The 23,917-nt window shown below is 47.8% G+C and carries 22 protein-coding genes; 9 read left to right on the forward strand and 13 right to left on the reverse strand.

Annotation, left to right across the window (positions count from 1 at the left end):
• Positions 1–86 precede the first annotated feature (86 nt).
• Entirely contained in the window at positions 87–2,804 is a 2,718-nt protein-coding gene (locus P402_RS0110345) for a bifunctional 2',3'-cyclic-nucleotide 2'-phosphodiesterase/3'-nucleotidase (RefSeq protein ID WP_026828614.1), read from the reverse strand.
• A 205-nt stretch (positions 2,805–3,009) separates the two neighbouring features.
• Positions 3,010–4,404 carry a hypothetical protein gene (locus P402_RS0110350; RefSeq protein ID WP_026828615.1) on the reverse strand — a complete coding sequence of 465 codons (1,395 nt, stop codon included), beginning with the start codon at positions 4,402–4,404 and terminating at the stop codon, positions 3,010–3,012.
• 162 nt (positions 4,405–4,566) lie between these two features.
• On the opposite strand from P402_RS0110350, the gene P402_RS16475 reads away from it, so the two are divergent.
• Positions 4,567–5,604 carry a phosphotransferase gene (locus P402_RS16475; protein ID WP_051525152.1) on the forward strand — a complete coding sequence of 346 codons (1,038 nt, stop codon included), beginning with the start codon at positions 4,567–4,569 and terminating at the stop codon, positions 5,602–5,604.
• A gap of 155 nt (positions 5,605–5,759) precedes the next feature.
• On the opposite strand, the gene P402_RS0110360 is transcribed toward P402_RS16475, so the two are convergent.
• Positions 5,760–6,518, reverse strand: coding sequence for an MBL fold metallo-hydrolase (locus P402_RS0110360; protein WP_026828616.1), 759 nt, complete (start codon positions 6,516–6,518; stop codon positions 5,760–5,762).
• Positions 6,519–6,635: 117 nt separating this feature from the next.
• Here P402_RS0110360 and P402_RS0110365 point away from each other — a divergent pair, with 117 nt between their 5' ends.
• Positions 6,636–7,046, forward strand: coding sequence for an Lrp/AsnC family transcriptional regulator (locus P402_RS0110365; RefSeq protein WP_026828617.1), 411 nt, complete (start codon positions 6,636–6,638; stop codon positions 7,044–7,046).
• A 96-nt stretch (positions 7,047–7,142) separates the two neighbouring features.
• Here the strand turns inward: P402_RS0110365 and adhE are convergent, their stop codons facing one another.
• Positions 7,143–9,737: a bifunctional acetaldehyde-CoA/alcohol dehydrogenase gene (gene adhE / locus P402_RS0110370; RefSeq protein ID WP_026828618.1), complete on the reverse strand. Its 2,595-nt coding sequence runs from the start codon at positions 9,735–9,737 to the stop codon at positions 7,143–7,145.
• 333 nt (positions 9,738–10,070) lie between these two features.
• On the opposite strand from adhE, the gene P402_RS0110375 reads away from it, so the two are divergent.
• The 5 genes from P402_RS0110375 to P402_RS0110395 all read left to right on the forward strand — a co-directional run bounded on the left by P402_RS0110375 (position 10,071) and on the right by P402_RS0110395 (position 15,381).
• Positions 10,071–10,622: a beta-class carbonic anhydrase gene (locus P402_RS0110375; protein ID WP_026828619.1), complete on the forward strand. Its 552-nt coding sequence runs from the start codon at positions 10,071–10,073 to the stop codon at positions 10,620–10,622.
• A 150-nt stretch (positions 10,623–10,772) separates the two neighbouring features.
• A complete protein-coding gene (locus tag P402_RS0110380) occupies positions 10,773–12,095 on the forward strand; it encodes a Na+/H+ antiporter family protein (RefSeq protein ID WP_026828620.1) in 1,323 nt (440 codons plus the stop codon).
• 206 nt (positions 12,096–12,301) lie between these two features.
• Complete coding sequence (locus tag P402_RS0110385) at positions 12,302–12,895, forward strand: DedA family protein (RefSeq protein ID WP_026828621.1); 594 nt, start codon at positions 12,302–12,304, stop codon at positions 12,893–12,895.
• A 58-nt stretch (positions 12,896–12,953) separates the two neighbouring features.
• Positions 12,954–13,823: a hypothetical protein gene (locus P402_RS0110390; protein WP_026828622.1), complete on the forward strand. Its 870-nt coding sequence runs from the start codon at positions 12,954–12,956 to the stop codon at positions 13,821–13,823.
• 193 nt (positions 13,824–14,016) lie between these two features.
• Positions 14,017–15,381: an amino acid permease gene (locus tag P402_RS0110395; protein ID WP_026828623.1), complete on the forward strand. Its 1,365-nt coding sequence runs from the start codon at positions 14,017–14,019 to the stop codon at positions 15,379–15,381.
• 47 nt (positions 15,382–15,428) lie between these two features.
• On the opposite strand, the gene P402_RS0110400 is transcribed toward P402_RS0110395, so the two are convergent.
• The 3 genes from P402_RS0110400 to P402_RS0110410 form a co-directional block, all read right to left on the reverse strand.
• Positions 15,429–16,196, reverse strand: a complete 768-nt coding sequence (locus P402_RS0110400) for an ABC transporter permease (RefSeq protein WP_026828624.1) — start codon at positions 16,194–16,196, stop codon at positions 15,429–15,431.
• Between the two features lies 1 nt (position 16,197).
• Positions 16,198–17,115 (reverse strand): daunorubicin resistance protein DrrA family ABC transporter ATP-binding protein, encoded by a 918-nt coding sequence (locus tag P402_RS0110405; RefSeq protein ID WP_026828625.1) that lies wholly within the window; start codon positions 17,113–17,115, stop codon positions 16,198–16,200.
• Between the two features lie 122 nt (positions 17,116–17,237).
• Positions 17,238–18,059, reverse strand: coding sequence for a transporter substrate-binding domain-containing protein (locus P402_RS0110410; RefSeq protein ID WP_026828626.1), 822 nt, complete (start codon positions 18,057–18,059; stop codon positions 17,238–17,240).
• 203 nt (positions 18,060–18,262) lie between these two features.
• Between P402_RS0110410 and P402_RS0110415 the strand changes: the two genes are divergently transcribed.
• The gene (locus P402_RS0110415; RefSeq protein WP_026828627.1) at positions 18,263–18,904 is read left to right on the forward strand and encodes an SDR family oxidoreductase; all 642 of its coding nucleotides are present in this window, start codon (positions 18,263–18,265) and stop codon (positions 18,902–18,904) included.
• Positions 18,905–18,950: 46 nt separating this feature from the next.
• Here P402_RS0110415 and P402_RS0110420 read toward each other — a convergent pair whose 3' ends face one another.
• From P402_RS0110420 to P402_RS0110435, 4 genes are all read right to left on the reverse strand, one after another.
• Positions 18,951–19,979, reverse strand: a complete 1,029-nt coding sequence (locus P402_RS0110420; protein WP_026828628.1) for a YhgE/Pip domain-containing protein — start codon at positions 19,977–19,979, stop codon at positions 18,951–18,953.
• Between the two features lie 72 nt (positions 19,980–20,051).
• The gene (locus P402_RS0110425) at positions 20,052–20,474 is read right to left on the reverse strand and encodes a MarR family winged helix-turn-helix transcriptional regulator (RefSeq protein ID WP_026828629.1); all 423 of its coding nucleotides are present in this window, start codon (positions 20,472–20,474) and stop codon (positions 20,052–20,054) included.
• A gap of 156 nt (positions 20,475–20,630) precedes the next feature.
• Positions 20,631–21,260, reverse strand: coding sequence for a hypothetical protein (locus P402_RS17190; protein WP_026828630.1), 630 nt, complete (start codon positions 21,258–21,260; stop codon positions 20,631–20,633).
• Between the two features lie 86 nt (positions 21,261–21,346).
• A complete protein-coding gene (locus P402_RS0110435; RefSeq protein ID WP_235188863.1) occupies positions 21,347–22,087 on the reverse strand; it encodes a nuclease-related domain-containing protein in 741 nt (246 codons plus the stop codon).
• A 118-nt stretch (positions 22,088–22,205) separates the two neighbouring features.
• Here P402_RS0110435 and P402_RS0110440 point away from each other — a divergent pair, with 118 nt between their 5' ends.
• Entirely contained in the window at positions 22,206–22,523 is a 318-nt protein-coding gene (locus P402_RS0110440; protein WP_235188864.1) for a hypothetical protein, read from the forward strand.
• A gap of 183 nt (positions 22,524–22,706) precedes the next feature.
• Here the strand turns inward: P402_RS0110440 and P402_RS0110445 are convergent, their stop codons facing one another.
• Together P402_RS0110445 and P402_RS0110450 are read right to left on the reverse strand one after the other, a co-directional pair.
• Positions 22,707–23,096 carry a thiol-disulfide oxidoreductase DCC family protein gene (locus P402_RS0110445; RefSeq protein ID WP_026828633.1) on the reverse strand — a complete coding sequence of 130 codons (390 nt, stop codon included), beginning with the start codon at positions 23,094–23,096 and terminating at the stop codon, positions 22,707–22,709.
• 30 nt (positions 23,097–23,126) lie between these two features.
• Complete coding sequence (locus P402_RS0110450; RefSeq protein WP_026828634.1) at positions 23,127–23,864, reverse strand: Bax inhibitor-1/YccA family protein; 738 nt, start codon at positions 23,862–23,864, stop codon at positions 23,127–23,129.
• Positions 23,865–23,917: the final 53 nt, after the last annotated feature.

Consider the following 23,917-nt stretch of genomic DNA (forward strand, 5'->3'; position numbering starts at 1 on the left):
ATCCTCTCCCCTCTTAACTAGTATGCCAGTTTTTTCCTCAAAACCAAAACGACTCCTCAGATGAGAAGCCGTTTTGGTTTGTTGTCTTATTTTTTCGTGATGAAGTAACGCGATTGATCGAGACGGTCCGATGCTGTGTAGATGTTCATTTTGTATGAACCCGTCGCCAGACCTGTCCGCATTTTGAGGACGTAGTTGCCGTGGTTGTCGGCAACGTCCTGCGCAATCAATTTGTAGCCGCTGCTTGTTTTTTCGAACAAGCGGACGATTTGACGTTTTTCGACTTTGCCCGTCAATGTCTTTTTACCCGCCCATTTTTTGACCGGATACGTATTTTTGATCGTAAATGACGCTTTTTTCGTAATCTTGTTTGAGATGTCCGTCGACTTGACTGTGTACGTGCCCGTCATCAGACCGTTTTTGACCGGAATCTTGAAGCCGCTTGCCGTCGTTTTCGCTTTCGCGATTTTCGTCGACCCTTTATAGAGCGTGACATCAAGTCCTTCCGTTGCTTTTCCTGTCAAGACCGTCGAACCGTAGACGGCTGACTTCTTGTCGATGGCCGGCGTCGCGACGACACCTGTCCCGACCGTGACCATCGTTTCTTTTTTCATGAAACCGAGCTCCGAGACAACCGTCAATTTGTCACGCAGTTTGACCGGACGGACGGTAACGGCATACTTGCCGGTTTCGTCGGCTGTCGTCGTGCCAAGGACCGTCGTGCCGCGTTTGACTGTAACTTTTGCTCCGGCGACCGCTTTACCGGTAACGACTTTTGCTCCCGGTTTGACAGCGCTGACACTGACATTAAAGTCTTTCATCGGCACATCGAGTTTGAACTTCAGGAACGTTCCTGTCTCACCAGCGCGTTTAACCCCTGTGTTCGTGATGCCTTCATACCGTTTCGTGTAGTCTGCAGCCGCTTCCGCTGAATCAAAGTCCACCGTGATCGGTTTGCTGGCAACGAGTGACCAGTTGTTGTCCGCTTGATAATCAACCGGCTGTTTTGCTTTGATGAAGTCCGAGATGACGTTGCGTGTCTCGTAAGCTGATTTGTAAACGATTTTCTTCCCTTGACCAAGACCCGGGAAAGTCGCACTGCCGGCACGGTAGTTGTTCGTTGCGACGAGGAACTCCTGATCGTCCGTGATTTCCTTGCCTTGGTACTTGATGTTTTGAACACGGCTCGCGTCTTCCTTGACGACCACACCGTTGTAGTCAAACTTCGCCGGTTTCGTGATGTCGATATCATACGTCAAGCCGTCGAGAATATCGAAGTTATAGCTGCGGAACTCTTTGTTCAGCAAGTCTGTCTTCGCATCCGTCACTTCATTGAATTGACCGGCTGACATCTCGAGCCAGTTTTTGACGTCGGCTCCTGTCACTTTGACGACTTCGAGTGTATTCGGATAAACGTAAAGATCGGCAACGTTTTTCAACGCAATCGGCCCTTTTTTGATCAACGTATAGTCAGACGCGTTGACTTGATTGCGGCCGCCTGTTTTGAATGGTGCACCGGCAGATAAGAGCGGTAAATCTTTATATTGGGCGAGATCCGCATTTTCTTTGAGTTGTTTCTCGACGTACCATTTTTGCGCGTTCGTGACGAACTGGACTGAATCGTCATCTTGAACGAGAGCAAAGAAGCTTTGGATGTCATCGTTGATCGTTCCGACCTGTTGGCGGATGTAAGCGAGTGTGCCTTCATGCGCTTTTTCAATTAATTTAACAGCACCGGCATCTGCCGCCGTGTCTTTCGTGACGTCTGCCAGTTTTGATCCGGCTGTATCGACGACCCACTTGTCGCCGTCTTGTTTTAATTGAAGATCGATGACGCCAACATTTTTTCCTTGCGTGTTGGCCATGACGACCGGTTTACCGTTGATGAGACCGTTTGCTGCGTCGACGTTCGGTAAGTTATTGAACGCTGATGTCTTGTCCGGGAATTTTCCGTGCTGGTGACCGGTCATCAAGACATCGATGTCCGCGATTTTTGTCAACGCGTACCCGACGTTTTCATCGCCGTCTTTTTGATCCGCTGTATCCCCGATTCCTGTATGGGCAAGTGCGACGACGACGTCTGCACCGGCGTCTTTTAATTTTTTCGCCGTTGCTTTAGCGACCGGAACGATATCTTCCGCTGTCACTTTCCCTGTCAGGTTGCCGGCATCCCACGCCATGATTTGTGGTGTGACGACCCCGAAGACACCGACTTTGACCGTCTTCATCTGACCGTTTTGGTCTTTGACTTGACGTTCGATGATTTGATAATCCTTCCCGTCCGTGTTGAACTCGGAAACAATCGGTTTTTTCGTAACAGCATCGAGGACATTCGAGTTCACGAATTTGATTTCGCCGCTTGATGCTTTCATCGCTGACTTCAGGAAGTCGAGTCCGAAGTTGAACTCGTGGTTCCCGAGTGTGACTGCGTCATAACCGATGTATTCCATCAATTCGTACATCGGGTGTTTCCCTTTGTTGCCTTTGTCGTATTGATTTTTGACGTAATCGCCAAATGGTGTCCCTTGTAATGTATCGCCATTGTCGAATACGAAGCTGTTGGCTTCGCCGACGACGTTTTGTTCCTGTTTGATGACGGTCGCAGCTTTGACAAGACCAATCGTCTCATCTTGCGCATCCTTGAAGTAATCGTAGTTCATCGAGTTTGTATGTAAATCAGTGGTCTCTAAAAAACGAAGTTTGACGACGCTGTTGTCGGCGGCGAGTGTCTTGACTTGAATGACGGGCGCAAGCATCGGTGCGATCAACGTGCTGGCAATGACGATTTTCGTGACTTGTTTCATCTGATTTCCCCCTAAGTATAAATGACTGCTCAACTAATTTAACACGCTTTCATTGTAGCTTATAGCGACTTTGAATAGGTCGGACATCCGTCTTATTTAACCTGCTTAACTAATTCCAAATACTGGCTTAATAATCTTCAAACAGCCTTTACATGTTAAATCAAAAAACGCCGCCCTTCCCTCTCAGGTCGACCGGCGTCATTGGTTATACAGTTGGTTTTCGTTTGATGATAAATCCAATCAATCCGGCAATCAATGCCATCCCCGCAGCGTAGAGCGGCGTCAGTCCGGTCGGTTGCTGTGAAAACTGCAACAGCGCTTCATTGCGCCAAGCGACAGTAAAGTCTGCCGTAGTTGCTTGAGCGACAAGGAAACTCGTGACACCGATCAGGACTGCGAAAACAATCGGATCAAGAATTGTCTTGAATGCCCGGATACTGGCAAACAGATACAGAATAAACGGAATCAGAATCAAGATCCAGTACGCACTTTCCGAGTTGACCGGCTCCGGCGTGACTCCTGCTGATTCGGCATCAAGCGCTTGAATCGTCTGCCTTGCGATACCGTAATCAATTGGTTCAAGATTCAACCGGGTATCGGATAAATCGGGACGTTCACCGCCGAGAATCGTCAACAGTTGTTCTGCCACCCGATCCGTATCGATTTCTGCCAAAACATCTTCAATCGATTGATTTAATTGACCGGTCGAGGTTTCACCGTTCAGCATCGTCACCGGTACATCAACGTCCGCACCGAGCACATTCGCTTTGTAGGCAATCTGCCCACCGTGCAACAAGTCGTACATTCCGCCGCTTCCGGCATCCAGACTCGCGACGGTCAAGGCCGTCCGAAGTGCCGAATCCCCGTCATACTGCGTTTCATCTGTGACGACGAGATACAGTTGGAGGCAACTCGCGAACATTAAGACAAGCAAGCTGCCACGGGCTGCTGCCGATAAACCGGACAACCCTTGCGGATACAGTGCCAGATAACTTAACGCAATCACGATGCCGAGCGCAAGCAACCCTTGTGTCAACACACCGTCCTGGAACGATAAAAAGGAAATCGAGTCACTGCGCTGAACGAGCATGAACCAACCGATCCAAGCAGTCACTAAAAAACTGACGGACCGGACTGTCCAGCCGAGCCGGTTTGCTTTGATCCGCATCAGTAAAAAGAGAATAAAAACAAATACGATACCGAATACAGACAGCAAAAGGGAACCATATGTCACGTCGAACGTCAGCGGTGACAAGACTTGATTCAAATCAATCCCAAAGATCGACAGGACATCTCCGGCCGAACTGGCTCCGAGTACTTGGTTGATGATTGCTTCCCGGACGGCAGACGGCATCGTCACGTCGAGGCCACCGATGAACAGCAACATCAGTGTGACCGTCACGTCATTACTGCCCCAGGTGACACCCGCATCCTGCATTTGCTTCACGAGTGACTGATAATCGCTTGAGGACTCGATTTGTCCGGTCACGACTGTCATCAGACCAAATAAGACGGCAAAGAAGATCAGACCAAACCCGATCCCGAATATAAGATCCATAATTGAGAAACGCCTGTTGCGCCGCTCTTGTCGTTGTTCCATCGTCAATCCCTCCTTTTCCTTTGTTTGATTATTCCTGTTCTATGCCGTTCAGAAACGCCAGTCGCCTAATTTCAATGACTTCTGGTCATTTCCGTACGATATACTCTAATTATAACCAAATCTGTATGGAAGAGGAATTTCGATTTCATAAGGAGGAACGACGTGACGACAACAGAAAACGCTTCAACACTATTTAAGACTATCAGCAGACGATTCAAGCTCGGGGAGTTACTGACGGATCCGGATCCTCTGTCCGGTGGTCTGTTGCACAAGATGTTTCTTCTTCAAACGACGACCGGAACGTATGCAATAAAGTTACTGAATCCGATCATCCTCTCTCGTCCGACTGCACGGCAAAACTTCATCGATTCGGAACGGATTGTCACGGCTTTAGCTGGCGAAGTCTCTGCCTTGCCCGCCCTCACGATCAATGGATCCGCCTTACACCAAATCGGTACACAATATTATCTCGTCTTCCCATGGGTGGACAGGTTGACGTTGCCGATTCACCAAGTCACACCAAACCACACTGAACTGATCGGTAAACAGTTGGCGCAGATTCATACTGCGGACCTGTCCTCGCTGCCGATTCAACAAACCGCTGCATCACCTGAGTCTCCGGTTCCATGGGACACATTCGCAGAAAAAATCCGCCAGCAAGGCCACACACTGCTAGAACCTTATTGGACGGACTTAAAACGAATCAAACGTTGGGACAACGAGGCGTCTTCTGCCCTAAAACAATTGCGAGGAACATCGGTTCTCAGTCACCGCGATTTGGATGCCAAAAACGTGTTATGGAAGTCCGGTGCACCGATTCTCATCGACTGGGAATCGGCCGGTCCGATTCATCCGATGCACGATTTTTTAGAAACGATCCTTTATTGGTCGCTCGATGAGCAAAATCATGTGCGACGAGACCATTTCGAGGCATTCGTCAAAGGGTATCATGCGGCAGGCGGTCGACTTGACTATCCTCTTGAGCCAGCTCTGTCCGCTGGATACGCGAGTAAACTCGGATGGCTTGCCTATAGTCTGTCCAAAGCCCTTCGCCTTGAGACCGTAACTGAACAGGAGCAACAAGTTGCCGTTCAACAGGTGCTCGAGACGTTAAAAGCGCTCGAAGATTACGAAGTCCTTTGCCCGGTGATCCGAGAGTGGTGGCAAGATCATCCCGAGAACACCTCTCGTACGATTTAAGAAGGAGTTAAACTTATATATCTATATGTCGATGGATCACACTTACCTCATGACGCTGATTGAAATGAATCGATACGCTAAAGCAAAAACCTTGTTTGATACGTATGAGATCAATGAAGTTTCAAGTGCATCGCCTCCGGGAACGCGACTTATACTTAAAACACAAAACGTTCGCCATCTTCCGGCACGATCAATTGAGCAGAAAAGTGATGTTCGTCAGCAAACGTTCTTAAATCTGTTCGAGACAATGCCCAATGGTTCACAGCTTCCATATGCACAGAAAGAATTTTTGCGGTTGGTGCGGCCTCGTGGACAGCTAAGACGTCTTCTGCTCCCATGACGAGCGATCCCCCTTCATCAAACTGGTTATCGCCCGCGTTGACGACGATGACTTCCGGTTGATGCTGCTCGATCACTTTCTCCACTTCTTTATACCAGACCGTATCTCCGGCAATATAAACTGTTTTTTCATCCTCATGCTTAAAGACGACCCCACACACCGAACCGGCGATTTCTAAAATGGGGCCTCTGCCATGTTCCCCTTTTGTTTTAATCAATTGAATTCCTTCAAAAACGGTATTTTCTTCTAAGACTTCGACGTTTTGGAATCCGCTGTTTTTTATTTCTTGAGCATCTTGTTCATTCTGAGTAAACAACGGGATATCTTTTGATAACGACTCTTTCGCCACATCATCCCAGTGATCGAGATGTAAATGCGTGACAATGACCGCATCTGCATCAATAATGGAGTCGAGCGAAGCCGGTAAGTCGACCAACGGATTTTTTTGATCTTGTCGTGCCGAATTCGGAAATGCCGGATAGGCTCCCTTATTTGCTAAAAACGGGTCAATCAAAAATGTTTTACCGGCATAGTCCAGTTTTAACGTTGCATTACGGATATGTTGAATGTTCATGTGTTCCACTCCTTTTCGTTGTTAGGAGCCTAGTATATAATTTGAATGTCATCCCGATACAGGGCTTACTGAAGGTCTTTTTGCTGTTTTACTTTACTTATGAAGGGATTGGAAATCGTGTTCGATCAAACGGACTTACAAATCATCGACGAGCTGTCACAAAACAGCCGGATCACGATGAAAGAATTGGGTCAAAAAATTCACTTAAGTGGACCCGCAACATCTGCCCGGGTCTTGAAATTAGAGGAACAGGGTATAATCGAAGGATATACGATTCTTCTCAACCCCTTAAAGATGGGGTATACGATCCATGCGATGATCAGTATTTATACGAAAGATACCCACCATCAACCGTATCTCTCGTTTCTCAAGAAACATCCGTTGTATGTTCTGAATAATTATAAAATCAGCGGGGACAGTTGTTACCTGCTCGAATGTCGCTTTCCATCTAACAAGGAACTGGATTCGTTTTTAACGGAATTAAATGAGCATGTGAACTATCAATTATCGATTGTGATTAACAAATGAGTGAACGCGACTTCACGATTATGAACACACGAAAGCCTTGCCTCCGTTAACCGGAAGCAAGGCTCTTTTGAATTGCCATGATGTTTTTCTCTCTATTTAGATACCTTCGTAAGCAGATTCCATGATTTGACGGAGTTCCGTCACGAGCGGCATTTTTGGATTCGCTGTCGTACATTGATCCTCAAACGCATCGACGGCCATCTTGTCGAGTTTCGCTTCAAAATCGGCTTTTTTTATGCCTTGGGCTTTGAACGACATCTTGATGTTGAGGCGTTGTCCGAGTTCACTGACAGCTTGGATAAACGATTCAACCCCTTGTTCCGTCGTTGTTGCCGGCAGACCGAGGTAACGGGCGATTTCCGCATAGCGTTCATCTGCAATGAACGACTCGTATTTCGGGAAAGCTGCAAGTTTTGTTGGTTTTGATGCATTGTAACGAATGACGTGCGGCATCAGGATCGCATTCGTCCGACCGTGTGGTGTGTGGAACTCCCCACCGATTTTGTGCGCGATTGAGTGGTTGATGCCGAGGAAGGCATTCGCAAACGCCATTCCGGCCATCGTTGAAGCATTGTGGACTTTTTCGCGTGCTTCGGCGTCTGAACCGTTATCATATGCACGTGGCAAGTACTCAAAGATCATCTTGATTGCTTTTAACGCCAGTCCATCCGTGTAGTCGTTCGCAAGCACAGAGACAAAGGCTTCCGTCGCGTGTGTCAAGACGTCCATCCCAGTATCCGCCGTGATTGAGGCAGGCACCGTCATGACGAACTCCGGATCAACGATCGCAACGTCTGGTGTCAACGCATAGTCAGCAATCGGATACTTGACGTTTTTCTCTTTATCGGTGATGACGGTGAACGGTGTGACTTCTGAACCCGTACCGGAAGTTGTCGGAATGGCGACGAACTTCGCTTTGTTGCCGAGTTCCGGGAACTTATAGGCCCGTTTGCGGATATCCATGAATTTTTGGCGCAGATTCGAGAATGTTTCGTTTGGTTGCTCATAGAATAACCACATGCCTTTCGCAGCATCCATTGCAGATCCCCCACCGAGGGCGATGATCAAGTCCGGTTTGAAATCGTGCATCGCTTGCGCACCGATCTGAACAGTCGTCACGGATGGATCCGGTTCGACTTGGTCAAAGATCCGGTAGCTGACGCCTGCCGGCAAGTTACGGATGACTTTGTCGGCATAGCCGAACTCGACCATCGATTGATCGGTGACGATCAATGCCCGGGAGACATTTTGAATTGATTTCAAGTATTGAACGGAGTTTTTTTCAAAGAAAATCTTTTCCGGTACTTTGAACCACTGCATGTTCACGCGTCGTCTCGCCACCTTCTTGACATTGAGTAGATGTTTCGCCGTTACGTTTTCAGAGACCGAGTTTTTCCCGTATGATCCGCAGCCGAGTGTCAGCGATGGTGTCAATTCATTGTAGAGATCGCCGATTCCACCGTGTGCCGATGGGCTGTTGACGAGAATCCGACACGCCTTCATCCGGAGACCAAACGCTGTCATCAACTCATCATTCGTCGTATGAATGACCGCCGTGTGACCAAGTCCACCGATTTCAAGCATCCGTTCGGCGACGTGGAAGGCATCATTCGTTGAGGCGACACTGTAAGCACCGAGGACCGGGCTTAATTTTTCGTGTGACAACGGTTCTTCTGCACCGACTTTTTCGAGTTCTGCGACAAGCATGACCGTGTTGCTCGGAACATCGATGCCGGCTTTTGCTGCGATCCATGTCGCTGGTTTCCCGACGATGTCCGCATTGACGGCACATGTATCGGTTTTGATAACGAGCGCTTCGAGACGTTTTTTCTCGTCCGGCGTACAGAAGTAGCAACCGAGTGCTTCCATTTCTGCCCGCACTTCGGCATAGATCTCTTGATCGACGATGACCGCTTGCTCGGACGCACAAATCATTCCGTTATCAAATGTTTTGGAGAGAACCAAATCACTGACGGCGCGTTTGATTTTAGCTGATTTTTCGATGTAACACGGTACATTACCCGGTCCGACACCAAGTGCTGGTTTACCGGTTGAGTAAGCGGATTTGACCATGCCGGCTCCACCTGTCGCGAGGACCATTGCGATATCAGTGTGATTCATCAAGACTTTTGTTGCTTCAAGTGACGGTTGTTCGACCCACTGGATACAATCTTTTGGTGCACCGGCTTTGACGGCAGCGTCACGTAATGTTTTGGCTGCTTCGAGTGAACATTGTTGCGCTGACGGATGGAACGCGAACACAATCGGGTTACGCGTTTTGATCGCGATTAATGCTTTGAACATCGTTGTTGATGTCGGATTCGTCACCGGTGTGACGCCACACACGACGCCGACCGGTTCTGCGATGTAGGTGATGCCGTTTTGAACATCCTCTTCTAAAATTCCGACCGTTTTTTCATCACGAAGACTATTGTAGATGTATTCTGTTGCGAACATGTTTTTGATCATTTTATCTTCAAAGACACCACGACCTGTTTCTTCAACTGCGAGACGTGCCAGTTCGACGTGACGTTCAAGACCGGCAAGTGCCATGTCCCGGACGATCGCATCGATTTTCGTTTGATCAAATGTCAGTAATTCTTGAAGTGCCGTTTGACCTTTGGCGACGATTTGATTGATTGCTTGTTCGACAGGTGAGACATCTTGTTTGATTTTTTCTTTGACAGCCATGTTAGGTTTCCTCCCTATTTTGGAACGAATCTGAGTCTGCATTTCCCTACTGCATGTTAGGAATGCCAAGCTGATTTTAAATAGTTTGTGCTTTCCTTCACAAATCAATCATACCGCCTTTTGTTACATTTGTGCATGGCTATCCTGTGAACTATTTCACATGGATGAGAGCGTTTTCAAAGAAACAACCTGTTCTGACGCAAGGATTCGCTTTTTTGTCCCGCTCCTGTGATAACTGTCACAGCAATCGATGAATCTGCTTGTCTGACCAATCGTTCATCGTGTACGCTAGAAATAGTTCCATCATTCATTTGTCTTAAAGGAGGAAGTTTCATGTCAGTCGTTAATCAAATGCTTGCGTTTAATCAACAGTTCGTCGAAGAGAAACAATACGAACCATTCATCTCGGATAAGTTCCCGGATAAGAAGGTTGTGATTCTGACCTGTATGGATGCACGTTTGACGGAGCTCCTTCCCCACGCACTTGGTCTGAAAAACGGTGATGCGAAAATCATCAAAAATGCCGGGGCTGTCCTGTCCCATCCATTCGGATCCGTCATGCGGTCGATTCTCGTCGCCCTTTATGCCCTCGGAGCGGAAGAAGTCATTGTCATCGGACATCATGACTGCGGCATGAGCACAATCGATCCGGCGAAGATGATTGCCGAAATGCAGGACCGTGGAATCAATGAACAGGTGTTGCACACACTCGATGCTTCCGGCGTCGACTTGAAGCAATGGTTGCGCGGCTTCACATCCGTCGAAGAAAATGTCAGCCACTCGGTTGGATTGATTAAAAACCATCCGCTGTTGCCGCCGGGTACGGAAGTCCACGGACTCGTCATCGATCCGGGAACGGGAAAACTCGATCAAGTCGATTGCTGAATCACGTTTTAATGAAGAAGAAAGGTATGACCGGCCTCAATCTGACGTCGGTCATACCTTTTTTTGTTTTTTTCTTGACAGTCAAAAGAACGGTCTGTATGATACTTTAGTATAGTACAGTGATACCAAAAGAAAGTGTGGTTTTAGTTCATGTTTAATGCAGTCATTATTGCCGTTGCTCTATTATTTCTTTTAGCCATCTTCCGGGTCCATATCGTCCTCGCGATGGTTCTCAGTGCCGTCGCCGGCGGACTGATCGGCGGTCTCGGCATCAACAAGACGATCGCGACGTTCGCTGAAGGACTTGGCGCCGGGGCCGAAATCGCCCTCAGTTATGCCTTACTTGGTGCGTTTGCTGTCGCCTTGTCAAAAACCGGTCTTCCGGATGCCTTGGCACACGCCTTGATCAAACGTTCGAAAGGATCCGCTGACGCAGCGTCAGTCAAGAAGTTAAAAGGCTTTATCGTCTTTGCAATCTTGTTACTCGCGATCAGCTCACAAAACGTTTTACCGATTCACATCGCGTTCATCCCGATCATCATTCCACCGCTCCTTGGTCTGTTTAATGAGATGAAGATTGACCGCCGCCTGATTGCCATCGTCATGACGTTTGGTCTTGTCACACCGTACATGTTCCTGCCGGTCGGCTTCGGGGATATCTACTTGAACCAGATCCTTTTGCCGAACATTTCGAAAAACGGAATGGACACGGCTGGTGCTTCCGTCATTCAGGCAATGGCGATTCCGGCACTCGGAATGCTCGTTGGTCTGTTGATCGGTCTTTACGTTTACCGGAAACCACGGGAATACGAAATGCGGAATATCGCTCCGGACGACTATGAGATTCCTGTCATCACGAAAACAAAACTGTTCCTCAGCGGACTCGTCGTCCTCGCGACGCTCGCCGTCCAGTTGACGACCGAATCGATGATTTTCGCTGCGACAACAGGTCTCGTCCTGTTTCTACTTCTTCGTCTCGTCCGCTTCAGCGAAGCAGACGATGTCATCACCCGCGGTATGCGGATGATGTCGTTCATCGGGTTCGTCATGATTTCAGCGAACGGATTTTCGAACGTCCTCCGGAAAACCGGTGACATCGATCCGCTCGTTGAGAATTCAAAAGCCTTGATGGGCGATTCCCAACTCGTTGCCGCTTTCGTCATGCTGTTGATCGGACTGCTCGTCACAATGGGGATTGGTTCGAGTTTCTCGACGGTTCCTGTCATCGCTGCGATTTTCGTCCCGCTTTGTGTCCAGTACGGATTCAGTCTGGAAGCGACGATTGCTATCATCGGGACAGCCGGTGCCCTTGGCGACGCCGGAAGCCCGGCATCCGATTCGACGCTCGGTCCGACAAGTGGACTGAACGCCGACGGACAGCATGATCACATGCGCGAAACCGTCATCCCGACGTTCCTGCACTACAATCTGCCGCTGCTCGTTTTCGGAACGATTGCCGCGATGGTGTTATAAACCGTTCATTGTATGATGGAACCAACACCTGTTGAGGTGTTGGTCCTTTTTTTCCTTCATTTGAAAGTTTTGCAGTTCAATCTGTCAGATTGACCCCAAACATTCCATATGTATATTTGATTCGCAAGATTAACGAATTTTTCTTCCATTTTCCCACTTTCTTCTCTAATATAAAGGAATGAAGTGAAGCAGAAGGAGTGTTCCATGTGTTATCTCAAGTTGTTAATAACGTTTTATTATATCTCGCTGACTTAGGTTATTTCGGAATCGCCCTTGGATTAATGATTGAAATCATTCCGAGCGAAATCGTCTTGTCTTATGGCGGATTCATGATTTCCCAAGGAACGATCGGTTGGCCGCTCGCCGTTGTCGCTGCCGTCATTGGTGGTTTGTTCTCGCAACTCTTTTTGTACTGGTTTGCCCGCTATGGCGGTCGACCATTGATTTTAAAATACGGAAAGTACCTGCTGATCACGGAACACCACCTCGATCTCGCAGAACGCTGGTTCTTGAAATACGGGCAAGGCGTCATCTTCGGAGCCCGCTTCATTCCGGTCGTCCGTCATGCGATTTCGATTCCAGCCGGTCTCGCCAAAATGGACCAAACAAAATTCTCACTGTATACCGTCCTTGCCATCATTCCCTGGTCAATTCTTTTCCTCTACCTCGGAGAGACGCTCGGCACGAATTGGCGTTCGATCAAAGAAGTAGCCGCACCTTATACGAATGGTGTCCTGATTGCTGCTGTCGTTATGATTCTTGTCTATGTCTTCCTTAAAAAACGTCAACGTACAACCTGATTCAAGTTTTGCAGTCTGTCCCCCGCGGCAGACTGTTTTTAAAAAGGAGCGACTTATCTTGGATACTTCCAACACATTAAAAATTCACCTTGATCGCGTTACGGCGTCTCAAGTTACTGGAAAACACGTTGCCACGGGACTGACGATTTCAGGACAAATCATGATGATCGAAGAAATTTATGATGCGAAACGCCATAGAAATGTCCTGCATGTCCACCGCTTGTATGACCAATGGCGGACAACGACGATTGTCGCTCAGGCCGAAACCGATTTCAGTTATGTCGACTCGTTTTCCGACGGCCGGATTCTACTCGTCGCCTCCCGTTGTGACGATGATATCGACGGTTCCTGGTTGCCGAACGCCTTTGTTTACGATCAAGCCGGTCATCTCCTCGACAGCTATTGTCTTGATGACGGGATTCAAAACGTCCATGTCGATGAAAAAAATCAGATTTGGGTCAGTTACTTCGATGAAGGTGTGTTTGCCGATATCGCGACCAATTCGATTGGTTCATTTGGGTTGGCTGTTTTTGATGAATTTGGAGAAGCCGTCTTTAAGAACAAGAAGTATCCGATTGATGATTGTTATGCGCTGAACGTCTGTGCGTCGGATGATGCCTGGTTCTTCTATCATCCGGATTACCGTGTCGTCCACTTTCATCAAGGCAACAGTACGAGTTACCAAGTCCCGCTCCGTCACTTTTCGGACTTCGTCGTTCAAGGCGAGTATTTGATTTCGACGGACAATGAGCATACGTATTTGTTACAACTGGAAGGTGATGCCTACGTCGAGAAGGCCCGCATCCTGTTCGAGTCGGAACAAGGTTCACCGCTTCAAGGAACCATCAAGATGCGCCAGAACCGGATTGTTCTTTCTACAGAAACCCGTCTCTATGCAGGAACGTTCACAGATTTCATTCCGGAATGACCAATCGTCGGACCGCTTCGTTTTGAAGCGGTTCGACTTTTTCATTTCCTTTCATTTTTTATCAAGAAAACTCAAAAATTTTCAGAAAAAGCTTTCTATTCTCTTTTTTAAAATAGTATACTCATGTCTATAGTGTTTCGAACTGGTCTTACAAGTTCGACAGTTATCAATTTTTTGGTACATGGGGGTACTTATGGATTCGAATTTAAAGCGGGAACTGACAGCACGACAAGTACAAATGATTGCCTTAGGGGGGACAATCGGCGTTGGTCTATTTCTTGGATCGTCGAGTACGATTGCCTGGACCGGTCCATCCGTCATTCTTGCCTATATGATGGCAGGAGCTTTTATCTTTTTAATCATGCGAGCCTTAGGTGAGATGGTCTACACCCATCCACATACGGGATCATATGCAAAGTTCGCGAATGATTATATTCATCCGGCAGCTGGCTTCATGACAGCGAGCAGCAACATCTTCAACTGGGTGATCGTCGGGATGAGTGAAGTCATTGCCGTCGGTGCCTACATGCGATTCTGGTGGCCGGATTTACCGACCTGGATTCCGGGTGTCGTCGTCATCGTCATCCTGACACTGGCGAATCTTGCATCGGTCAAAATGTTCGGTGAACTCGAATTTTGGTTCGCCTCCGTCAAAGTCGTGACAATCATCCTGATGATCATCGCCGGTCTCGGCCTCATTCTGTTTGGTTTCGGAAACGACGGGACACCAATCGGCTTCTCCAATCTTTGGTCGCACGGCGGCTTCTTCACGAACGGCTTCAGCGGCTTCTTCTTTGCCCTTTCGATCGTTTTTGCGTCTTACATCGGTGTCGAGTTGATCGGCGTAACCGCCGGAGAGACAAAGGATCCGGAAACGAATATCACCCGTGCCATCAACGGTGTTATCTGGCGAATCCTGATTTTCTACGTCGGAGCGATTTTCATCATCGTCACCGTCTATCCGTGGGATCAGCTCGCGGATATCGGCAGCCCGTTTGTTGCGACGTTCGCGAAAGTCGGGATTACAGCAGCGGCTGCCGTCATCAACGTCGTCGTCATCACCGCCGCGATGTCCGGATGTAACTCGGGCATCTTCAGCTCGAGCCGGATGGTCTACACGCTTGCAGAAAAAGGACAGATGCCGTCGCTTTTCCTGAAGGTCAATAAAAACGGCATTCCCCTGTATACGGTACTTGCCGTATCAGCCGGTATCTTCGTCGGTGTCATCCTCGACATCGTCCTGCCGCTATTCCTCGGAAAAGACACGAACATCTTCGTCTACGTCTACAGTGCCTCGGTCTTACCGGGAATGGTACCGTGGTTCGCGATTTTGATCAGCCACATCCAGTACCGGAAAATCGAAGCGGACCGGATGGCCGATCACCCGTTTAAGATGCCCGGCGCACCGTATACGAACTACATCACGATTGTGATGCTGTTGATTGTTCTCGTCGGCATGTTATTCAACGACGAGACCCGTGTCTCGATCCTGATCGGAATCGTGTTCTTGATTCTATCCGGTATCTATTACGTGGTTCGCACGCCTAAATCATCTTAAAAAAAAGAACGCTGTAACCGGCTGAAATAGCCGGATACAGCGTTTTGTCATTTCTTCAAGGCCCCTCTCGCATTTAATGCCGCAAATACGACCATCGCAATGCTCAAAACGGCGGCGACGATGACGCCCTGCGTATAAACACTCCAATCAATCGTCTCACGTAACAGAACAGCCCGCATCCCTTCCATGATATAGGTCGTCGGGTTGAGTGTTGCTGCGATTTTTAACCACTCCGCTTCAATCAACTCTTTCGGGACAAATGTCGTCGATAAGAAAATCAGCGGGAAAAACAGCAAGGTTCCGGCTTGTGCCGCCTGGGCATTCCGAGTTTTCAAGGCGACACCGACAGAATAACCGGCAAAGGCGAGACCAAATCCCAATGCGAGGACAATCGTCAGGAAAAAGCCGCTGATACCCGCCGGAATCGACAAACCGAGCAAAAAGCCCATTCCAAAAATCAGTAAGGTCTGCACGAATAATTGCAACATCCCAGCAAGCATCGGACCGAGAACAATCGCCGTCCGTGAAACCGGCGTCAACAGCAAGCGTGCGAAATAACCGCTCTCGATATCTTTGACGAGTGCCTGTCCCGCTCCCCCGGCTCCGCCGACGGCCCCGGATACGATTGAGACCGGCAGGATGAAGTTCAAGTAGTCGACGCCACCAAACTGGGGCAGACTGGAGATACCGGACAGCCCGCTCGTATAGACGAGCAGGAAAAAGACGCTGATGATCAAGTTCGGGATGAATGAGAACGGATTCCGTAATGTTACGAGCAGACTACGTTTCGTCAATATCAAGGTTTCCCGCCACATATCAGCTCTCCTCCTTATAGGCCTGACCTGTCAGCTGGATGAAGACATCATCGAGCGACGGCTGTTTGACGACAAGCGAACGCGCCGTCAAATGCTGTTCATCCAAATAGCGGACGACCTGCTTCAGCGTCTCTGTCCCGTTTGACGGCAAAATGATCAGGCCCTTCTCGATCTTACCGTCAAATGCCTGCCGGAAAGCTTCGGTCGACTGTTCTCCTTCAAGTACCACTTCAATCCGTTCTTTCCCGTTCAGTGCTTTCAGTTCTGCCGCCGTCCCCTCGGCAATCAGCTTCCCATCATTGATGATCGCGATCCGGTCTGCCAGCTGGTCGGCTTCTTCCAGGTATTGTGTCGTCAAAAAAATCGTCGTCCCGTATTCTTCATTTAAGCGCCGGACTTCCGTCCAGATTTGCTGGCGGCTCGCCGGGTCGAGACCGGTCGTCGGTTCATCCAAAAACAGCACAGTCGGCTGATGGACAAGGGTCAAAGCTAAATCAAGCCGACGTTTCATTCCGCCAGAGTACGTTCCGGCACGGCGTTTCCCGTCTGCCGATAATCCGACCAGCTCAAGCAGTTCACGGGCCCGCTCAACTGCCTTGTCGTGCGAAAAGCCAAACAGTTTCCCTTGCAGCACGAGTAACTCTTCACCCGTCAAATCATTGTCGATCCCGGTTTCCTGTAAGGCGACACCGATTTGCAACCGGACATCTTTTTGATTTCGCTTAATGTCGTACTGGTTAATCGTTGCACTGCCGGAAGAGACGGCAATCAACGTCGTCAGCATTTGGACCGTCGTCGACTTGCCGGCACCGTTCGGTCCCAGAAAGGCAAAAATCTCTCCTTTGTCGACATGAAAGGAAATCTGATCCACGACTTTTTTCCCGTTATATTCCTTCGTCAACTGATCTACTTCAATCATGCTCATCCGTCCTTCCTCTTGACAGTAAATCGTTCAGTCACTTCCTTACCTTTACCCGTTTTTTGACCGATTGCACAAAAAGGGGCAAACCCAAAGTTGGATTTGCCCATCAATTTTTTCAGTTAGATGACATCATGTACGATAGAAGCCACAGACCATTTTTCTTTTAAGACTCGAATCCGTTCCTGTCCGTCATAGGAGTTCATCCACAGATTCATGACGTCGAGGACTTCGGTCTGTCGATCCTGGATCAGGTAACTCTTTTCAGCCGGAATCCACTTCTCACTGATTTTCGGAGCCCCGAGTCGCTGATCGAGCGATGCATAATAAATCGCTTCGACGGTATCGGTAATCATGACATCAACTTCTCCGGCCGCAACAGCTGCCGGGATCGCCAAGTTATCGGTGTACATGACGATATGCGCCTGATCAAACGTCTGCCGGACGAACTGTTCATTTGTCCCTCCCGGATTTAAGCCAATCGTCACATCCGGACGATTGATTGCCTCGATCGACGTTAACAGATTGAGGTCCGTCGACCGGACAAGCGGCGTCTTTTGAAACGACAAATAACTTTTTGTAAAGTCGCCGACGATTTCCCGTTCAATGTTTTTCGTGACGCCACCGACGACCATATGGAATTTCCCGGCACGTAAGTCACGTGTCAGCGTCCCCCATGTCGTCGGGACGAACTCGACTTCAAGCCCCGCTTCTTCCGCAAACGATCGGATGACATCGATGTCGAACCCTTCATATTGATTGGTCTGACGGTTCAGGTACGTAAACGGCTTATAATCGCCGGTTGTTCCGACGACAATCTTCTTCGTCGTGAAGACATTTTGTTTGCCGACGCTGAATGAACCGGCGACGTCCTTTAATCGTGTCGCTATCATGAGACCGGAAAGCAACAGACTTCCTCCAAGCGCTAACCCTCGTTTATTCACTCTGCTCGCTTCCTCTCTCTGTCTGACGCTGTGTTTTGTATAATACTCAAAACAGTATCATATTGTTCTAACTGTTCCAACAATTTTTTGATTATTTCGTCAAAATGAGGCGATGTTCTTTCATCAAGTCCTCTTGATTGCAGGATACACCTACTTTCTTCCATACTGATAAAGAACGATTCAATGAATGGGAGGAATGGAAGATGAGTAACGTATTCATTATTGGCGCAAACGGTAAAGTCGGTCGACAGGTGGCGAAGCAATTAAGCGGATCGAGTCACGATGTCCGTGTCGGCCTGCGCTCAAAAGAGCAATTCGCAGATTTTGAAGCACTTGGGGCAACACCGGTTTTTCTCGATCTTGAGCAGGAAGTCGCGTCGATTCAAGATGCCATCCAAGGCAGTGACATCGTCATCTTCACAGCAGGCTCCGGCGGTCACACCGGTGCCGATAAAACCATTTTGATTGATCTCGACGGAGCGGCAAAATCGATTGCGGCAGCAGAAGGCATCCAAGCGAGCCAGTTCATCATGGTCAGCGCCTTAAATGCTGATTCGCCGGAAACATGGTCCGACAGCATGAAACCGTACTATGTCGCGAAGCATTATGCGGATCGTCTGTTGCGTGAAAGTTCGCTTGCCTATACAATCCTGCGTCCGGGTGGTCTGACGGACGAGGCAGGAACGGGAGCGGTAACGACGGATCCGACATCGACGGACGAAACAACGATTGCCCGGGAAGATGTCGCCCGTGTCGTCGTCGCGTCGATCGGCCAACAGTCGGCCTACCATCAAACGATTCCCTTATTAACGGGTGACACAGTGATTACTGAACTGTTTGCTTAACTAAAAAACGAGCTTGATCCGACCGGATCAAGCTCGTTTTTTTGATTCAGGAAGCCTGTTTGACTTCGACGATATGCGCCTGTTCCCGGCGGAGCGCTGTCAACATCAGTGTGACGATAAGTGTCACGAGCAAAATGATCGCCAATCGCAGGAGGTAGGTTGAGATGTCCCCGTCAAAATACAGTAACCGGGTTAACCCACCGACCGCATTCGGAACCGGCAGATAATGACCAATCGTCTGATAAAACGGAGCGAGCATCGAAGACGGAACGATATTGCCCGCCGTCATTAACTGAAACGGAATCAATGCGACATTTACAAGCGGTGCAATCGGGCCAAAAATCGTGAAGTTCATCTGCGTGACGCTGATACACGTTGCCGTCAGCAACAATTGGAACGCCCAAACTTTCAAGAAAGATGTCTCGATATCGGCAAACGCAAACGCAAGCGATACCATGACGAGTGGAACGATCAGCAGGACGATACCGTGCAACAGTTGTTTGCTCCAAAAGAGTGACCATTTTGAAAACCGTTTTTGGAGAATTTGTGTCACGAGATTAAACTGGATTCCCATCGTCATGACGGCAATATAAATCACGAAGCCAAGTAACAACGGTAGCATCGACATCGAGAAATCAGACACCTGGTGCTCGATGATGATATCCGAACGTACAGCCGGCTGTCCGTTTACGCCTTGCGTGATTTCAGCCGTCGCCTGTTTCAGAATACCGTTCGCAAACTCGGCATTCGCTTGGTTGACGTGAAACGTCATTTGTTTTGCATCGGTCAAGTCCACAGCAAGCACCATCTCGACTTTTCCGGCATCCAGTTGTTTCAGACCTTCCGTTTCGGACGAAACGGCTTTGACAGTAAACGGACTATCATCTTTGAGATTGTTATACAGTCCTTCCGTCGTCGTGTCTTTAACGACAGCGACCCGTAACTGATCCAGCCGGTCGGTCGCCCCATGGTAACCGGTCATCCAGACGACAAGGAATAAGACCGGAACAATCAAGGCAAACATTAGCCCGACTTTCGTTTGTGTGATGGACCATACTGATTTAAAACTCTTCATTTACTTACGCTCCCTTTTATATGCATTACTTATAATAGCATGTGCAACTATCAGTTCAAAAAGAGAAACCACTTACGTCACATTTTTGTAAATGGTCTCGAGTGTCTTGATGAATTGTTTGATCTCTTTTTTCGTCAAACCGGAAAACGCCTGCTGCTGGAGTTCATCGAGCGTCGGTTCGAGCAGCTGAATCGTTTGGATGCCTTCTTTCGTCGTCAACAAAATGAAGGCTCTCCGGTCTCTAGGATCCGCCGAACGAATGACAAGCCCTTTCTTGACCAGCTTATCAAGAATCTTACCAACCGTCGTCTGATCCCGCTCGGTCGTCAATGCCAACTGTTTTTGTGAAATTCCTTCTTGTTTATGCAGCTCACTCAACACTGAAAATTGTTCCGGCGTCAGACCATGTTGTTCCATCCGTTTCGTGGCCGCCCGTTTAAAAGACAGATAGCTGCGTGACAATTGCATACCCAGTGACCAATCCGCTTCTTTCATGAAGACTCCCCACTTTCGGCATAATAGTTGCACTACTTATTATTCGAACTTATTTACTATATGCCGGAACCGGTGGATTGTCAAATTGTTCTTTTCTTCTAAAAAAACAGTTGTTGATACGAAGTATTACTTCTCAACAACTGTTTCTTCTTTTATTCACTTCATCGGAATCAGTTTTACGGCTTCTTCAGTAATCAGCGTATCACCATCTTCAGCGTAAAATGTGTAATCTCCGCTACCATCAGCTCCGAGAATTGTGTTTACTTTTAAATCCCCGCTCGCACTATGTACTACGAAGTTAGATCCTGAACCGATATTTGTAGCTTTGTATCGTGAAACGGGTAGATCAATACCCACTGTATATTGTCCAGCATTTAATATTTTAGGATCATCCATTTTTTCTCGTACTTGCATACTTAATTGTTTTAATAAATTTTCCTTAGTTTTAATTTGATTCTTAATCTTAGTATAATTGCCATCAACTTTTTCGAAGTCATCTTCTTTTGCTTGCAGTTTAGCTTCAGCATTAACGATATCAGATTTTAACGCATCGCGCTGATCAATCATATCTAATACTGATTGATAATCTTCCATTGCACTTGCTTTTCCTTCCTCTGCATCCTCTCTGACTGATTTTAGTTTTTTAATTTCGTTTTCAAGTCCAGTTATATCGACTTCTTTTCCGTGCAGTTTCGCTTTTGCTTCATACGTACCAACTCCACCGCCAATGAAAAGAGCAGCTAAAATAGCAATTACAATAAATATGTTTCTTTTTATGTTCTTCATTTTTCTCTCCTAATTATCATTCTGATCGGAATTTCTTTGTAGTAAATTTTTAACATTCCAAAATGATTAGATTTTGCATATTTTTATTAAGTAAACGATTTAATCGACTCGATATGTGCATCCTTCACTTCTTGCTCGACTTGAGATTGTTGCTTGAGTTGTTTGTAAACAGCATCGACCTGTGCTGGTGTCAAACGATCGACAGTCGCCAGTTTCTTGATTGTCCGCCGTAAATCATTACGCTTAATGACATGGACGTGACTGGAGTCCACAGTAATTTTTTTGAGTTCACAACGTTCACTGAAGACGATGACCGACTGGAATACTTCTTCTCCGACCGTCCCCTCCAAAAATCGTTCCATGCTCTTCAGGTGTTGTTCATTTTGTTTAATCGGATTATAAAATTTTTGTTTGTAGCGATTTTTAAACATCTGCGTCCACTGTCGATCCGCTTCTTTTCCAAAAATCCATCCGCTGTAATTTTTCGACTCGAGCACGTAGATGCCACTCTCATGAATGAACGTCACGTCGATTTCTGTCAGACCTTTTCCACGTGCTTTTGGCAGATAGGTATTGATGACGAATTTCCCGTATCCTCCGACTTTTTCAAGTTGTCGGGTTGTTAAATACTCTCCCCAAATCCCTTTATCACGAACGGCTTTTAAAAACCGTTCCTGCGTGACGTGCTTATATGTACTTTTCTCAAACGAACGTCGACGGAAATAAAACAAACTTCCGAGCGTGACCACAAACCCGACTAACAGAACGCTCCCCGTAAGAAGTAACGTCGGAATCAGCGTTTCTAACAAATCTTCCACACTTTTCATTCCTTTCTTTTTCAAACCCTTAATTTTCCACTATTTCAGAATAAACGGTATTCTTTTCAATTTCCACTAATTGTTACATCATTTTTGTTGTGGTACGGTGAGAAAAAGGAGGGATTTTATGCTGGACTCATTTTTTTCGATTTGGTTGCCTTTGATCCTCTTGATCATGTTCTGGCAATCCGTCTCGCAACAACTTGCAAAACAAAGGATCATGCAACAACAGCTTTTGCGCGAACTGACCCGGATTCAGGAACACCTCGGCATGACGGATGCGGCAAACAGTCATACCTTACTCAATGAAAAAATTCAGCATCTTCTCACTGATCATCAAACGGTCGAAGCCATCAAACTTGTCCGGGAAACACTGGGGTATCCTTTGCTTGAAGCGAAACAATATGTCGATGCACTCAAAGACACTTCGTCCGACAGTCGTTAAACGACCAATAGGCAAGTCCTCCGTTTTTTCGGAAGACTTGCCTGTTGGTGTGTTCAGCGGACATATTTTAATTAAGTTACCTGAACGTATTATAAAATACATGATACTCATAAAAAATAACCGGATCATTCATCTCTGTCAGAAAGGAATGATCCGGTTTACGTTTAACCTGCCTGTTTTACTTTAATCATGAAACCGGGCCCGCGTCTTTGGATCCGGCAGCAGACACTGCTGTTTTTGTCCGAACCATTCATGCCGGTGCTCGGCTACGAAATCATAGACGACATCCCGTAACGATCGCGGCAACCATCGAAAAGCCGACAGAAGCGGCCAGGCACTGTTTAAATGCTTCGTAATCTGAAGCGCCGCATCTGATTTGACGTACGGCACGCCCTGTTCGATGACGACGACACTATCTAAATCCATCGACAGCCGGTGTTTTTCAATCATCTGTTGACCCAGTATGCCTTGCAACGAAGCAAAGTCATAATAACCTTGATCGCGTTTTAAGATGAACTGGACACTGGCATCACACAAATTGCAGTCCCCATCAAATAAGATCAGTGGTTTCATGTCTATTTTCTCCTCACAGATGAATCCAGATCAATCACGTGCTGCCAAACGGTACAGTAAATCGAGCATCTCGATGTAGAGCCAGATGATCGTGACGATTAAACCGAACGCGGCCACCCACTCCATCGATTTCGGTGCACGGGCCTGGACTTGTTGCGAGATGAAATCAAAGTCCATCACCAGTGACAGTGAGGCGACGATCACGATGACGAACTGAATGCCGATCGCAAGCGGTGAACTGCCTGTCATGAACGGCAGATCAACACCGAATAACGCGAGTAACAAGTTGACAGCGTACAAGACAAGGATCGACAGAATCGCTGCCGTGACTGCTGAGCGGAAACGTTGTGTTACTTTGATCATGCCCGTCGAATAGACGAACCACATCGCAAACGAAACAACGAATGTCGCGAGGACTGCCTTCCCGACGAGCCCCGGGTACATGCTTTCAAACATCAGTGAAATCGCACCGACGGCGACCCCTTCGACAATCGCGTAAACCGGTGAAAGTACCGGAGCGGTCCGCGGTTTAAATGTAATAATCAGCGCAAGAATCAACCCGAGGACGACTCCTCCGATCAAGGCTGGTACTAAAAATTGCGGATTAGCGGCTAAAAAGAACCAGGTTCCTCCCGCTGCTGCCGTGACGAGTGCAAGTAAGAGGAAAATCTTACTCATCGTCCCTGCCTTCGTCATCGGCCGTTCGCCGGCACGCGCCGTCTCAAAACCACGGCGTAAGGCTGGATTCACTTTAAAACGTGTTGCCATCTTGCGTTCACTCCTTCTGTTTTTGTATTTCTTAATACGGTTGTTTCCCGGAA

Source organism: Exiguobacterium sibiricum 7-3, assembly GCF_000620865.1.
GTDB classification, from domain to species: Bacteria; Bacillota; Bacilli; order Exiguobacteriales; family Exiguobacteriaceae; genus Exiguobacterium_A; species Exiguobacterium_A sibiricum_A.